Here is a 14,896-nt window from a genome sequence, read left to right on the forward strand (position 1 = left end):
CAACCGCTCAGGACAGTCCCCTCTCCCTTCAGGGAGAGGGTCAGGGAGAGGGTGCCGAGCATTGCGCACCCTGCTCCAGGAAACACTACGAGGACCGCAAATGACCCTGCCCCAATCCGTCCGCCTGGTCGAAGTCGGCCCGCGCGACGGCCTGCAGAACGAGAAGCAACCCATCGCCGTGGCCGACAAGGTGCGCCTGGTGGACGACCTCACCGCCGCCGGCCTGGGCTACATCGAAGTCGGCAGCTTCGTCTCGCCCAAGTGGGTACCGCAGATGGCCGGCTCGGCCGAGGTCTTCGCCGGCATCCAGCAGAAACCCGGCGTCACCTACGCTGCGCTGGCGCCGAACCTCAAGGGCTTCGAGGCCGCGCTGGAATCCCAGGTGAAGGAAGTCGCGGTGTTCGCCGCCGCCTCCGAGGCCTTCTCGCAGAAGAACATCAACTGTTCGATCAAGGAGAGCCTGGAGCGCTTCGTCCCGGTGATGGAAGCGGCGCGCCAGCACGGCGTGCGCGTGCGCGGCTATGTCTCCTGCGTGCTCGGCTGCCCCTACCAGGGCGAGGTGGACGTAGCGCAAGTCGCCGCCGTCGCCGAGGAACTGCACGCCATGGGCTGCTACGAAGTCTCGCTGGGCGACACCATCGGCGTCGGCACCGCCGGCGCTACCCGCCGCATGTTCGAAGTCGTCGGCCAACGCGTGCCGCGCGCGCAACTGGCCGGGCACTTCCACGACACCTACGGCCAGGCCACGGCGAACATCTACGCCAGCCTCCTGGAAGGCATCGCGGTGTTCGACAGCTCGGTCGCGGGCCTGGGCGGTTGCCCCTACGCCAAGGGCGCCACCGGCAACGTCGCCACCGAGGACGTGCTCTACCTGCTCAACGGCCTGGGCATCCACACCGGCATCGATTTGGACCAGCTGATCGACGCCGGCCAGCGCATCTGCGCGGTGCTCGACAAGCCCAACGGCTCGCGGGTGGCCAAGGCGCAGTTGTCCAAGCGCTGAGACACAAACCTGTAGGAGCCGGCATGGCGCAGTTCCGTGGCGCTTGGCGCGGGCTGGCCCTCTCCCCCGCCCTCTCCCTGAAGGGAGAGGGAGCTGTCCGCATCAACTGATGCCACGGTCTCACCCTGCACCGAACGATCCCCTCTTCCTTCAGGGAGAGGGCCAGGGAGAGGGGCTTTTCATCCCATAGACAGGCAGGGCCCTAGCGGACAGGTACCCGCACGAGACGCATCCCGGTACAGTGCGCCCTCTGCCCTTCCCGCGCACGGCATGCCCATGACAGACACCCACAGCCTCAACGATTACCCCAGCGTCCGCCAGCTGGCGATCCGCTCGCTGTTCGAGATCTTCGAGCAGTTCAGCGAAGGCACGGTGATCGTCGACCGCGAGGCACGCATCGTCTGGATCAACCAGCGCTACGCCCAGCGCTTTGGCCTGGATAACGCCGAGCAAGCCATCGGCCGACCGGTGGAACAGGTGATCCCCGGCAGCCTGATGCGCGAAGTGGTCAGCAGTGGCCGGCCGATGCTGCTGGACATCCTCGACATGACCAAGGACCCGCTGGTGGTCATGCGCGTGCCGATCCGCGATGACGCAGGCGAGGTCATCGGAGGCATCGGGTTTGCCCTGTTCGATGAGTTGCGTGCGCTGTCGCCGCTGCTCACCCGCTACCAGCGCATGCAGGCCGAGCTGGCCTCGACCCGCTCGCTGCTGCAGGCGCGCCAGGCGAAATACAGCTTCGGGCATTTCATCGGCACCAGCGCCGCCAGCCTGGAAGTGAAGCGCCGCGCGCGTCGGGGTGCCGCCAGCGAAGCGCCGATCCTGCTGCTGGGCGAGACCGGCACCGGCAAGGAGCTGCTGGCCCATGCGATCCACGCCTCCTCACCGCGCGCGGACAAGCCCTTCGTCAGCCTCAACGCCGCCGCTATTCCCGAAACCCTGCTGGAGGCCGAATTCTTCGGCACCGCGCCAGGCGCCTTCACCGGTGCCGACCGCAAGGGCCGCGCCGGCAAGCTGCAGATCGCCCAGGGCGGCACGCTGTTCCTCGACGAGATCGGCGACATGCCGCTGACCTTGCAGAGCAAACTGCTGCGGGTGCTGCAGGAGAAGGAATTCGAACCGGTCGGCTCCAACGAAGTCTTGCGCAGCGACATCCGCCTGATCGCCGCCACCTCCATCGACCTCGACGCCGCCGTGCGCGAGGGCCGCTTCCGCGCCGACCTGTTCTACCGCATCAACGTCCTGCCGATCGAGATTCCGCCGCTGCGCGAGCGCCTGGAGGATTTGCCGGCACTGTGCGAAGCCATCCTCGACGGCCTGCGCGACGACCGCCAGACGCTTTATGAACTGAACGCCGATGGCCTCGCCCTGCTCGCCCGGCACGCCTGGCCGGGCAATGTGCGCGAGCTGCGCAACCTGCTGGAGCGCACCGTGCTGCTGGGTGATCGCCCGCAGATCGACGCCGCCGCGCTGCGCTCCGCGCTGGGCGAACTGCAACCGCTGCCGGCCACCTCGACGGCACCAGCAGCCAGGCTGGCCGAAGGACAGGACTTCTACTCCGCGCGGGACGCCTTCGAACGTGAGCTGATTGCCAACACCCTGGCCGAGCACGCCGGCAACGTCGACGCTGCCGCGCAGCGCCTGGGACTGGGGCGCTCGACGCTGTACAAGAAGATGGCAGCACTGGGCCTTAAATCCTGAAAAAGAGACACGTCTCAAAAAAGAGACAAAGCCTCCCGGCAACGGATCCCTGGCACACAAACGAACAAATCCGCCGTCTTGTCTCCAAGTAGAGACAAACAGGTTCGCGCCATTCCCGCGAATCTCAAAATAAGACTTACAAATCAAGTAGTTACAATCCTGGCACGGTCCTGGCTATGTCGCCTCTTGCGGCCTTCGTGCCGCACAGCCGACATAACAACAATCAACGCTGCCCGAACGCGAATTCCACCCCCACGGGACGCCCGGCAAGTCCTGTTTCGCCCTCGGTATAGCGCCAGGAGATCACCCGATGAGCCGCTCCACGCTCAATCATGCCGCCGTCATCACCGCCCTCGGTTCAACCCTCGCCCTTTCGCCCCAGGCCTTTGCCGAATTCCTTGCCGACAGCAAGGCCAGCGTCGAACTGCGCAACTTCTACTTCAACCGCGACTTCCGCCAGGACAACGCCGCGCAATCCAAGCAGGAGGAATGGGCGCAGGGCTTCCTGCTGCGCTACGAATCCGGCTACACCGAAGGCACCATCGGCGTGGGCGTCGATGCTATCGGTCTACTCGGCCTGAAGCTGGACTCAAGCCCCGACCGTGCCGGCTCCGGCCTGCTGCCGCGGGACAAGGACAAGGTCAACGGCGCAGCGGACGACTACAGCGAACTGGGCCTGACCGCCAAGCTGCGCGCCTCGAAGAGCACGCTGAAGATCGGCACCCTGCTGCCCAAACTGCCCACCGTGCTGGCCAACGATTCGCGCCTGCTGCCACAGACCTTCGAAGGCGCCCACCTGAACTCCACCGAGTTCGCCGGCCTCACCTTCGACGGCGGCCGCCTGCGCCAGGTGAGCCAGCGCGACTCGTCCAACCGCGAGGACATGACCGTCACCAGCGGCAGCGCCCGTGGCATCGTCGCGACCGACACCAGCGACCAGTTCGACTTCGCCGGCCTGAGCTACAAGTGGACGCCGCAACTGACCACCGGCTACAGCTACGCCAAGCTCGACGGGCTCTACGACCAGCACATCGTCAACCTGGTGCACGTCCTGCCCATCGCCGCCGGCCAGTCACTGAAGACCGATCTGCGCTACGCGCGCTCCGACGACGACGGCCACAGCAACGTCGATAACCGCGCCTTCGGCGCCATGCTCACCTACACCCTGGGCGGCCACGGCTTCGGCGCCGGCTACCAGTCCATGAGCGGCGACACCGGCTTCGCCTACATCGGCGGCACCGATGCCTTCCTGGTCAACTTCGTGCAGATCGGCGACTTCGCCAACCGCGACGAGAAGTCCTGGCAAGCGCGCTACGACTACGACTTCGCCGCCCTTGGCATGCCCGGCCTGACCTTCATGACGCGCTACCTGTCCGGCGACAATATCGAACTCGGCGCCGGCAAGCCCGAAGGCAAGGAATGGGAGCGCGACACCGACATTGGCTACGTGGTGCAGAGCGGTCCGCTGAAGAACGTCGGCGTGAAGTGGCGCAATGCGACGGTGCGTTCCAGCCACTTCGGCAACGATCTGGACGAGAACCGCCTGATCCTCAGCTACGTGCTGCCGCTCTGGTAACCGCCTAAACGTCACGCGCCCTACTACAACAAGAACGACGCGCGGCTCCTGGCCGCGCGACAACTGGAGATACTTCGATGAGCGTGGTCATCGCCCTCGCGGCCCTCGCCCTGCTGATGCTCGCCGCCTACCGCGGCTACAGCGTGATCCTCTTCGCCCCCATCGCCGCACTGCTCGCGGTGCTGCTGACCGACCCCTCCGCCGTCGCCCCGGCCTTCACCGGGGTGTTCATGGAGAAGATGGTCGGCTTCGTCAAACTCTACTTCCCGGTGTTCCTGCTCGGTGCGGTGTTCGGCAAGCTGATCGAGCTGTCGGGCTTCTCGCGTTCCATCGTCGCCGCGGCCATCCGCCTGCTCGGCACCCGCCAGGCGATGCTGGTGATCGTGCTGGTCTGCGCCCTGCTCACCTACGGCGGCGTGTCGCTGTTCGTGGTGGTGTTCGCGGTCTACCCGTTCGCCGCCGAGATGTTCCGCCAGAGCAACATCCCCAAGCGGCTGATCCCGGCGACCATCGCCCTGGGCGCGTTCAGCTTCACCATGGACGCCCTGCCCGGCACCCCGCAGATCCAGAACATCATCCCCACCGCCTTCTTCAACACCACCGGCTGGGCCGCGCCCTGGCTGGGACTGATCGGCAGCCTGTTCGTGTTCAGCGTCGGCATGCTGTTCCTCCGCCGCCAGGCCGGCAAGGCGCGCGCCGCCGGTGAAGGCTACGGCACGCAGCTGCGCAACGAGCCGGAGACCGCCGACGACATGAAACTGCCCAACCCGCTGCTGGCGCTCTCGCCGCTGGTGCTGGTGGGCGTCGCCAACCTGCTGTTCACCCACTGGATTCCCCAGGTCTACGGCAAGACCCACAGCCTGCAGCTGGCCGGCATGGCCGCGCCGGTGGCCAGCGACGTGGCCAAGCTGACCGGCATCTGGGCGGTGCAAGCGGCGCTGCTGCTGGGCATCCTGCTGGTGCTGGTGAGCAGCTTCGCGGTGATCCGCAGCAAGATCGCCGAGGGCAGCAAGACCGCCGTGTCCGGCGCGCTGCTGGCGGCCATGAACACCGCTTCGGAGTATGGCTTCGGCGCGGTGATCGCCTCCCTGCCGGGCTTCCTGGTGCTGGCTGACGCGCTGAAGAAGATCCCCGATCCGCTGGTCAACGAGGCCATCACCGTCACCACCCTGGCCGGCATCACCGGCTCGGCGTCGGGCGGCATGAGCATCGCCCTGGCGGCCATGTCCGAGCAGTTCATCGCCGCCGCCCACGCCGCCAACATCCCGCTGGAGGTGCTGCACCGGGTAGCGGCCATGGCCTCCGGCGGCATGGACACCCTGCCGCACAACGGCGCGGTCATCACCCTGCTCGCGGTCACCGGCCTGACCCACCGCGAGGCCTACAAGGACATCTTCGCCATCACCCTGATCAAGACCCTCGCGGTATTCGTGGTGATAAGCACCTTCTACGTCACCGGGATTGTATAACCGGTTGTCTTCAAGCGGTCGCCGCGCGGCGGCCGCCCCGTTCCAGAGGAGATTTGCATGACTCTCAAAGGCAAGACCGCACTGGTCACCGGCTCCACCAGCGGCATCGGCCTGGGCATCGCCGCCCGGCTCGCGGCCGCGGGCGCCAACGTGGTGGTCAACGGCTTCGGCGACATCGACGCGGCGGTGCGCGAGCTGTCGGTATACGGCACCCGCATCGGCCACCACGGCGCGGACATGGCGCAACCCGAGCAGATCGCCGAGATGATCGCCTACGTCGAGCGCGAGTTCGGCGGCCTCGACATCCTGGTCAACAACGCCGGCATCCAGCACGTCGCGGCGCTGGAGGACTTCCCCGTGGAGCGCTGGAACGCGATCATCGCCATCAACCTCTCCTCGGTGTTCCATACCACCCGCCTGGCGCTGCCGGGCATGCGCCAGCGCGGCTGGGGGCGCATCCTCAACGTCGCCTCCACCCACGGCCTGGTCGCCTCCGCCGGCAAGAGCGCCTACGTGGCCGCCAAGCACGGGGTGATCGGACTGACCAAGACCACCGCCCTGGAAACCGCCACCAGCGCCATTACCTGCAACGCCATCTGTCCCGGCTGGGTGCTGACACCGCTCGTCCAGCAGCAGATCGATGCGCGCATCGCGGCCGGCGCCAGCCCCGAACAGGCGCGCCACGACCTGCTGGCGGAAAAGCAACCGTCGCTGGATTTCGTCACCGCCGAACAGTTGGGCGAGCTGGCGCTATTCTTGTGTTCAGAAGCCGCCGCCCAGGTCCGCGGCGCCGCCTGGAACATGGATGGCGGCTGGGTCGCGCAGTGATTCCCGATCACCACCGAAGCACTTCCGGCGACGCTTCATGTCAAGATGATGGGTGCCGCCTGTCGGCGGTACCCACCGATCCTTCGCTGGAGTCGTCGTCAATGAACCCACTGCTCTGGACACCCTCCCCCGAACGCATCGCCGCCACCCGGATGGACGCCTTCCGCCGCAAGGTGGCGCAGCAGCACGGCCTCGACCTGCCCGACTACGCCGCCCTGCACGCCTGGAGCATCGCCGAACGCGAAGCTTTCTGGCTGGCCATCGTCGATACCTTTGGCGTGCAGTTCCACGAAGCGCCAACGGCGGTCCTCGAAGAAGGACCGGAAATGCCCGATGCACGCTGGTTCCCCGGCGCCACCCTGAACTTCGCCGAGCACCTGCTGAGGCGCCGGGACCACAAGCCGGCGCTGATCGCCATCAGCGAAGATGAACGCCGCGAGGTGATCAGCCATGCCGAACTGGCCGCCCAGGTTGCCGGCCTGCAACGCTCCCTGCGCGAAGCTGGCGTCGGCATCGGCGACCGGGTCGCGGCCTTCATGCCCAACACCTGGCAGACCGTGGTCGGCATGCTCGCCACCGCCAGCCTGGGCGCCACCTGGTCGAGCTGCTCGCCGGACTTTGGCACCCAGGGCGTGATCGACCGCTTCGGCCAGATCGAACCCAAGGTGCTGATCGCCTGTGCCGGTTACCGCTACGCCGGCAAGGTGCTGGATCTCACCGCCAAGCTCAATGAAATCCTCGCCCAGCTGCCCAGCCTGGAACAGCTGGTGATCGTCCCCTATGCCAATGGCCATGCCCGCCGCAGCGACTTCCAGACGCCGGCGCGGGTCAGCCTCTGGCAGGACTTCTTCCACAGTGGTGGCGAACCGGTGTTCACCCCGGTGCCCTTCGACCACCCGCTGTACATCCTCTACTCCTCCGGCACCACCGGCGTGCCCAAGTGCATCGTCCACGGCACCGGCGGCGTGCTGCTGCAGCACCTGAAGGAACATGGCCTGCACGTCGACCTGAGCCACGATGACACGCTTTTCTACTACACCACCTGCGGGTGGATGATGTGGAACTGGCTGGTCTCCGGCCTCGCCATCGGCGCCACGCTGGTGCTCTACGACGGCTCGCCCTTCCACCCCGGCCCCGAGCGACTGATGGACTTGATCGACGCGGAGAACATCAGCGTGTTCGGTACCAGCGCCAAGTACATCGCCGCGCTGGAGAAGGCCAATGTGCGGCCGCGCGAGACCCATTCGCTGGAGCGTCTGAAGACGATCCTGTCCACCGGTTCGCCGCTGGCCCAGGTCAGCTTCGATTACATCTACAGGGACGTGAAGGCCGATGTCTGCCTGTCATCGATCTCCGGCGGCACCGACATCGTTTCCTGCTTCGCCATCGGCAATCCCGCCGCGCCGGTGTGGCGCGGGGAAATGCAGTGCAAGGCGCTGGGCATGGCGGTGGAGGTCTGGGACGAAGCCGGCAAACCGGTGCGCGGCGAGAAAGGCGAGCTGGTCTGTGTGCGGCATTTCCCGTCGATCCCCGTGGGTTTCTGGAACGACGAGAACAACGAGAAATTCCTCGATGCCTACTTCGCCACCTTCCCTGGTGTCTGGGCCCATGGCGACTACGCCGAGGAAACCGAGCACGGCGGCCTGGTGATCCATGGCCGTTCCGATGCCGTGCTCAACCCCGGCGGCGTGCGCATCGGCACGGCGGAAATCTACCGTCAGGTGGAAAAGATCGAGCAGGTACTGGAATCCATCGCCATCGGCCAGGACTGGCAGGGCGACGTGCGCGTGGTGCTGTTCGTGCGCCTGCGTGACGGCGTGGAGCTGGACGACACGCTGCGGGAGCGCATACGCCAGACCATCCGCGCTAACACCACGCCTCGTCACGTACCGGCAAAGATCCTCGCGGTCGCCGACATTCCGCGCACCATCAGCGGCAAGATCGTCGAACTGGCAGTGCGCAACGTGGTGCATGGTCAGCCAGTGAAGAACACCGATGCGCTGGCCAATCCGCAGGCGCTGGAGTTGTTCAGGGACAGGAAGGAACTGGAGAGCTGAGCGGACTTTGCGGGCAAAGAGCTGCCATGCGGTTCGCGAGCAAGCTCGCTCCTACCGGTGAACATCGGCGCGCACTTCGCAGGAGCGAGCTTGCTCGCGAACACCACCGCTGCCGGGCTCGCTGGCCTCGATCCCGTAGGGCGGATAACCTGGAACAGGTTATCCGCCGACTACTCCACGGCGGATAACGCTGGCGCGTTATCCGCCCTACAAAGTGCCCGACCTCAGACCCCTGCGAGCCAGATCAAACGCCACCCGGATGCGTGGTCCGGGCGGCGCAGATCAGGCGTCGCCCAGCGACTCGGTGCCCAGCTCGTCCCATACCGCTTCGGCGAGGTGGAACGTGGCATTGGCGGCCGGGATGCCACAGTAGATCGCGCTCTGCAGCAGCACTTCCTTGATCTCCTCGCGGCTCACGCCGTTGTTGCGCGCGGCGCGCAGATGCAGCTTGAGTTCACCCTCGCGGTTCATGCCGATGAGCATGGCGATGGTGATCAGGCTGCGGGTGTGGCGCGGCAGGCCGGGGCGGGTCCAGATGTCACCCCAGGCGTGGCGGGTGATCATTTCCTGGAACTCTTCGTTGAAGGCCGTGCGGTTCTGCAGGCTGCGGTCGACGTGGGCGTCGCCCAGCACCGCGCGACGAACGTGCATGCCGGCTTCGTAGCGTTCTTTCTCGTCCATCTCTAACTCCGATATGAGTCTGTAGGAGCGAGCTTGCTCGCGAACAATCCCCGCTGCAGAGCCTGGGGTTCGCGAGCAAGCTCGCTCCTACAAGAGCAAAAGCGGTCAGGCGCGCAGGAAGTCCAGCACGCGTTGGCTGAAGGCATCGCCGGCCTGCACGTTGGACAGGTGCGCGGCGCGCAGCTCCACCAGTTCCGCGCTGGGAATGCGCGCCTGCAGGAAACGGCCATCCTCGGTGGTGGTCACCGGGTCGGCCGCGCCGCAGACCACCAGGGTCGGCGCGGTGATCGCACCGATCTCACCCCGGAAATCAGCATCACGAACGGCCGCGCAGTTGGCCGCGTAACCTTCCGGCGAGGTCTGCGCCAGCATGCCGACGATGGGCTCGACTTGATCCGGATAGCCTTCCGCAAAGTCAGCGGTGAACCAGCGCGAGATCGACGCATCGCGCAGGTTGCGCATGGCCTCGGCGCCGCCGCTGAGCACGGTTTCGATGCGCGGATTCCAGACGTCCGGCGTGCCGATCTTCGCGGCGGTGTTGCACAGCACCAGGCGCGAGAGGCGCTCGGGCGCATGGATGCCCAGCCACTGACCGATCAGGCCGCCCATGGACAGGCCACAGAAGTGCGCGTGGGGAATCTCCAGCGCATCCAGCAGGGCGAGCACGTCGCGGCCGTTCTGCTCGACGCTGTAGGGGCCGGGGGTGACCAGCGAAGCGCCGTGGCCACGGGTGTCATAGCGCAGCACGCGGAAGTGTTCGGCGAAGGCCGCGACCTGCGCGTCCCACATGTGCAGGTCGGTGCCCAGGGAGTTGGACAGCACCAGCACCGGCGCACCGGCCGGGCCGTCCAGTTGGTAGTTCAGGTCGCCATCGGCGAGACGTACGGCAGGCATGCAAAGGCTCCTATCGCAAAACGTGGTTGTGTTCAGCCAGCGCGCGCTCGACCCAGCGGCGCGCCTGGCCCAGGTAATGGGCGGGATCGAGCAGTCGATCCAGTTCCTCGGTATCCAGTTGTGCAGTGACCTCGGCATTGGCGCCGAGCACCACGCGCAGGTGCGCGCCCTCCTTCACCGCCTGCTTGCAGCATTGCTCCACCAGGTGGTGCGCGGCATCGCGGCCGATGCGCTGGGCCAGGGCGATGCTCACGGCTTCGGCGAGCACCAGGCCACGGGTCAGGTCGAGGTTGGCGAGCATGCGCTCGGCGTCGACTTCCAGGCCCGGAACGAGGGACAGCGCCTGTTGCAGGGCACCCGAGACGAGGCAGCACAGCTCCGGCAGGCTTTCCCACTCGGCGTGCCACAGGCCGAGGCTGCGCTCATGTTCCTGGGGCATCGCGGCGAACAGGGTCGCGACCAATCCCGGTGCGCGGGTGGCCGCGCCGATCAGTACGGCCGCGCCCACCGGGTTGCGCTTGTGCGGCATGGTGGAGGAGCCACCCTTGCCCGGCGCGGAGGGTTCGAAGGCTTCGCCTGCTTCGGTCTGCATCAGCAGGCTGAGGTCGCGGCCCAGCTTGCCGAGGCTGCCGGCGATCAGGCCGAGCAGGCTGGCGAACTCCACCAGGCGGTCGCGCTGGGTGTGCCAGGGTTGCTCGGGCAGTTGCAGGTTCAGCTCCTGCGCCAGGGCTTCGGCCACGGCGAAGCCCTGGTCGCCGAGCGCGGCAAGGCTGCCGGAGGCGCCGCCGAACTGCAGGCACAGCAGGCGCGGCTTGAGTTCGTTCAGGCGCTGGCGATGGCGGGTGATCGCGCCCAGCCAGCCAGCGATCTTCATACCGAGGGTGACGGGCGTGGCGTGTTGCAGCCAGGTGCGGCCGACCATGGGCGTGCCGGCGTGGGCCTGCGCCTGAACGGCGAGCGCGTCGGCCAGGTGGGCGAGATCGCTTTCCAGCAGTTCGATGGCGGCGCGCAGTTGCAGGACCAATCCGCTGTCCATCGCGTCCTGGCTGGTGGCGCCCAGATGCACGTAGCGCTCGGCCTCGGCGTCCTCGGCGGCGATGCGCTTGCCCAATGCCTTCACCAGCGGGATCGCGGAATTGCCGGCGCTGCAGATGGCCTGGGCCAGTGCATCGAAATCGTAGAGTTCGGCGCGGCAGGCGGCGGCGATGGGTGCCACGGCGCTGGCCGGGATCACACCGACGCGGGCCTGGGCACGGGCCAGCGCGGCCTCGAAGTCGAGCATGCCCTGCACCCGGCCGTGGTCGCTGAAGATCGCGCGCATGGCGGGCTGGGTGAAGTAGGCGTCGAACAGAAGGTTGGTGCTCACGGGTGGCTCCGCAGATCGGGCAGGCGTAGTCGGACAGTATGACCGGAGAGCTGCCGTAGGGCGCATAACCTGGAACAGGTTATCCGCCGGCTCTTGGTCGGCGGATAACGCTGGCGCGTTATGCGCCCTACGGTCCAACAAGCGCTATACGCGCTCGACCACCAGCGCCACGCCCTGCCCCACGCCCACGCACATGGTGCACAGGCCGAGCTTGCCGCCGGACTTCTGCAGCTGGTGTACCGCGGTCAGCACCAGGCGCGCGCCGCTGGCACCCAGCGGGTGGCCAAGGGCGATGGCGCCGCCGTTGGGGTTCACCCGCGCGTCGTCATCGGCGATGCCGAGTTCGCGGGTGACCGCCAGGCCCTGCGCGGCGAAGGCTTCGTTCAGCTCGATGACGTCGAACTGGTCCACCGACAGGTTCAGGCGTTCCAGCAGCTTGCGCACCGCTGGGACCGGGCCGATGCCCATCACGCGCGGAGCCACGCCGGCGCTGGCCATGCCGAGCACTTTCGCGCGCGGCGTCAGGCCGTGCTTCTTCACGGCTTCGGCGCTGGCGAGGATCAGCGCGACCGCGCCGTCATTCACGCCCGACGCGTTGCCGGCGGTGACGGTCTTGCCTTCGCCGTTGACCGGCTTCAGCTTGGCCAGCGCTTCCAGCGTGGTGTCCGGGCGCGGGTGTTCGTCGGTATCGACAACGGTCTCGCCCTTGCGACCCTTGATCACCACCGGGACGATTTCCTCGGCGAAGTAACCGGAAGCCTGGGCGACGCCAGCGCGCTGCTGGCTGCGCAGGGAGAACGCATCCTGGTCGGCGCGATTGACGTTGTAATCGTCGGCCACGTTGTCGGCGGTCTGCGGCATGGCATCCACGCCGTACTGGGCCTTCATCAGCGGGTTGATGAAGCGCCAGCCGATGGTGGTGTCCTCGATCTTCTGCCCGCGACCAAAGGCGCTGTCGGCCTTGCCCATCACGTAGGGCGCGCGGGACATCGATTCCACGCCACCGGCAATGACCAGCTCGGCCTCGCCGCTGGCGATGGCGCGGAAGGCGGTGCCCACCGCGTCCAGGCCCGAGGCGCAGAGACGATTCAGGGTGACGCCCGGCACGCTTTCCGGCAGGCCGGCCAGCAGCAGCGCCATGCGCGCCACGTTGCGATTGTCTTCGCCGGCCTGGTTGGCGCAGCCGAGGTACACCTCGTCCAGCGCAGCCCAGTCGACCTGCGGGTTGCGCTCCACCAGCGCCTTCACCGGCACGGCGGCGAGGTCGTCGGCGCGCACGCCGGAGAGCGAGCCGCCGAAGCGGCCGATGGGCGTGCGCACGGCATCGCAGATGAAGACGTCGCGACTCATTCCTCACCTCCCAGCTGACCGTGGGCGGCAGCGGTGCGGGCTTCCAGGGCGCGCAGGGCTTCCAGCTCGACGTCGGTCGGCGCAACGGTCTCGGCCACCTGCTCGGCGAAGCGGATCGCCCAGCCGGTGTTCTCGATCACCTGCTCGCGGGTCACGCCCGGATGCAGCGAGGTGACGATGAATTCGTTGCTGCCGGCTTCCGGCTCCATGATGCACAGGTCGGTGATGATCGCCACCGGGCCCTTGCCGGGCAGGCCGAGCTGCTGGCGGTGGTCGCCGCCCTCGCCGAAGCCGACGGAGGTGACGAAGGCCAGCTTGTCGACGAAGGTGCGGTGGGACTGCTTGAGGATGATCAGCACTTCCTTGGCGGAACCGGCGATCTCCGGTGCGCCACCGGCGCCGGGCAGGCGCACCTTGGGCTTGTTGTAGTCGCCGATGACGGTGGTGTTGATGTTGCCGAAGCGGTCGACCTGGGCGGCGCCGAGGAAGCCGACGTCGATGCGCCCGCCCTGCAGCCAGTAGCGGAAGATTTCGCCGGTGGGCACCACGGTGTCGGCGGTTTCGGCCAGCTCGCCGTCGCCGATGGACAGCGGCAGCACGCTGGGCTTGGCGCCGATGGGGCCGGATTCATAGATAAGGACCACGTCAGGGGATGCGGTCAGGCGCGCCAGGTTGGCGGCCTTGGACGGCAGGCCGATGCCGACGAAGCATACGGCGCCGTTCTTCAGGCGGCGGGCGGCGGCCACGGTCATCATTTCATTGGTGCTGTAGGCGCTCATTACTTGCCCTCCGCGAGTTTGGCTTTGAACTCTGAGAAGTCTTTCGTGCCGCGGATGTAGGTATCGATCCAGGCGTTGAAGGTGTCGCGGTCGCGGGCGATCGGGTCCCAGGCCTGGTAGAAGCGGTTGTCGCGCTCGGAGTAGCCGTGGGCGTAGGACGGGTGCGAACCGCCGGGCACCAGGCAGACAGCGGACAGCGCCCAGGTCGGCAACACGCAGGAATTCATCGGCGCATTCAGGTCATCGACGATTTCTTCGACGGTGACGATGCAGCGCCTGGCGGCCAGGGCGGCTTCCTTCTGCACGCCGAGGATGCCCCACAGCAGCACATTGCCCTTGCGGTCGGCCTTCTGCGCGTGGATCACGGTGACGTCCGGGCGTACCGAGGGCACGGCGGCCAGCTGCTCGCCGGTGAACGGGCAGTTGATGAACTTGATGTTCGGGTTGACCTTCGGCAGGTCGGAGCCGGCGTAGGCGCGCAGCACCGCGAACGGCAGGCCCGAGGCGCCGGCGACGTAGGAGTTGGCGAGGTCGGCGTGGCTGTGCTCGTCGATCTCCAGCGCGCGCGGCCAGCTCTTCTCCACCGCATCACGCAGGCGATGCAGCGAACCGACGCCGGGGTTGCCGCCCCAGGAGAAGGTCAACTTGCGCACGCAACCGGCTCCGATCAGCAGGTCGTAGACCAGGTCGGGGGTCATGCGCACCAGGTGCAGGTCTTTCTTGCCCTGGCGGATCAGCTCGTGGGAGGCGGCGGTCGGGATCAGGTGGGTGAAGCCTTCGAGCGCGACGGTGTCGCCGTCGTGGACGAAGCGCTCGACCGCTTCGCGGAGAGTCAGGAGTTCAGCCATTGTCGGTCTCGTTGTGTAGGGTGGTGCTGGTGGGAAAAAGGTACCGCTGGGGGGGATGGGCGAACAATGCGATAATCGACTATTGGTGCGAATATCGAACACTTCTCTTAGGGGGCTAACGGACCTCCACTCGCTCGGTGGCAACCCCAAAACGTAGGAGCGGACTCCGCCCGCGATAGCCCCGAGCACAAGAGCATCGCGGACGGAGTCCACTCGGATAGGTGATCCGGGTAAGCGAGGTGATTGCCAGCGGACTGCTTTTCGTAGGAGCGAGCTTGCTCGCGAACCCGCCCAGCACGGGAGTGGGCGGGCGAACTCGGTTCGCGAGCAAGCTCGCTTGTATG

Annotated in this window: 11 protein-coding genes and 1 pseudogene; 6 read left to right on the forward strand and 6 right to left on the reverse strand. The window is 67.0% G+C overall.

Going from position 1 to position 14,896, the window contains the following annotated elements:
- Positions 1-100 precede the first annotated feature (100 nt).
- The 6 genes and pseudogenes from C167_RS0108250 to C167_RS0108280 all read left to right on the forward strand — a co-directional run bounded on the left by C167_RS0108250 (position 101) and on the right by C167_RS0108280 (position 8,634).
- Complete coding sequence (locus C167_RS0108250; RefSeq protein ID WP_017517794.1) at positions 101-1,003, forward strand: hydroxymethylglutaryl-CoA lyase; 903 nt, start codon at positions 101-103, stop codon at positions 1,001-1,003.
- 276 nt (positions 1,004-1,279) lie between these two features.
- Positions 1,280-2,735, forward strand: a pseudogene (locus C167_RS0108260) (sigma-54 interaction domain-containing protein); the annotation flags it as partial.
- 279 nt (positions 2,736-3,014) lie between these two features.
- Complete coding sequence (locus tag C167_RS0108265) at positions 3,015-4,280, forward strand: OprD family porin (protein ID WP_017517796.1); 1,266 nt, start codon at positions 3,015-3,017, stop codon at positions 4,278-4,280.
- Between the two features lie 77 nt (positions 4,281-4,357).
- A complete protein-coding gene (locus C167_RS0108270; RefSeq protein WP_017517797.1) occupies positions 4,358-5,749 on the forward strand; it encodes a GntP family permease in 1,392 nt (463 codons plus the stop codon).
- A gap of 57 nt (positions 5,750-5,806) precedes the next feature.
- Positions 5,807-6,577, forward strand: a complete 771-nt coding sequence (locus C167_RS0108275) for a 3-hydroxybutyrate dehydrogenase (RefSeq protein WP_017517798.1) — start codon at positions 5,807-5,809, stop codon at positions 6,575-6,577.
- Between the two features lie 101 nt (positions 6,578-6,678).
- Positions 6,679-8,634 (forward strand): acetoacetate--CoA ligase, encoded by a 1,956-nt coding sequence (locus tag C167_RS0108280; protein ID WP_017517799.1) that lies wholly within the window; start codon positions 6,679-6,681, stop codon positions 8,632-8,634.
- A gap of 282 nt (positions 8,635-8,916) precedes the next feature.
- Here the strand turns inward: C167_RS0108280 and pcaC are convergent, their stop codons facing one another.
- From pcaC to C167_RS0108310, 6 genes are all read right to left on the reverse strand, one after another.
- Entirely contained in the window at positions 8,917-9,315 is a 399-nt protein-coding gene (gene pcaC, locus C167_RS0108285) for a 4-carboxymuconolactone decarboxylase (protein WP_017517800.1), read from the reverse strand.
- Positions 9,316-9,420: 105 nt separating this feature from the next.
- On the reverse strand, positions 9,421-10,209 hold the full coding sequence (gene pcaD / locus C167_RS0108290; protein ID WP_017517801.1) for a 3-oxoadipate enol-lactonase: 789 nt from the start codon (positions 10,207-10,209) through the stop codon (positions 9,421-9,423).
- Between the two features lie 10 nt (positions 10,210-10,219).
- Positions 10,220-11,575 (reverse strand): 3-carboxy-cis,cis-muconate cycloisomerase, encoded by a 1,356-nt coding sequence (locus tag C167_RS0108295; protein WP_017517802.1) that lies wholly within the window; start codon positions 11,573-11,575, stop codon positions 10,220-10,222.
- 144 nt (positions 11,576-11,719) lie between these two features.
- The gene (gene pcaF / locus C167_RS0108300) at positions 11,720-12,925 is read right to left on the reverse strand and encodes a 3-oxoadipyl-CoA thiolase (protein WP_017517803.1); all 1,206 of its coding nucleotides are present in this window, start codon (positions 12,923-12,925) and stop codon (positions 11,720-11,722) included.
- A complete protein-coding gene (locus tag C167_RS0108305) occupies positions 12,922-13,704 on the reverse strand; it encodes a CoA-transferase subunit beta (RefSeq protein WP_017517804.1) in 783 nt (260 codons plus the stop codon). Before C167_RS0108305 ends, pcaF begins: the two co-directional genes overlap by 4 nt.
- A complete protein-coding gene (locus C167_RS0108310) occupies positions 13,704-14,552 on the reverse strand; it encodes a CoA transferase subunit A (protein ID WP_017517805.1) in 849 nt (282 codons plus the stop codon). Before C167_RS0108310 ends, C167_RS0108305 begins: the two co-directional genes overlap by 1 nt.
- Between the last annotated feature and the right edge of the window lie 344 nt (positions 14,553-14,896).

This window comes from Pseudomonas nitroreducens TX1 (assembly GCF_000313755.1).
In the GTDB taxonomy this organism is placed as follows: domain Bacteria; phylum Pseudomonadota; class Gammaproteobacteria; order Pseudomonadales; family Pseudomonadaceae; genus Pseudomonas; species Pseudomonas nitroreducens_A.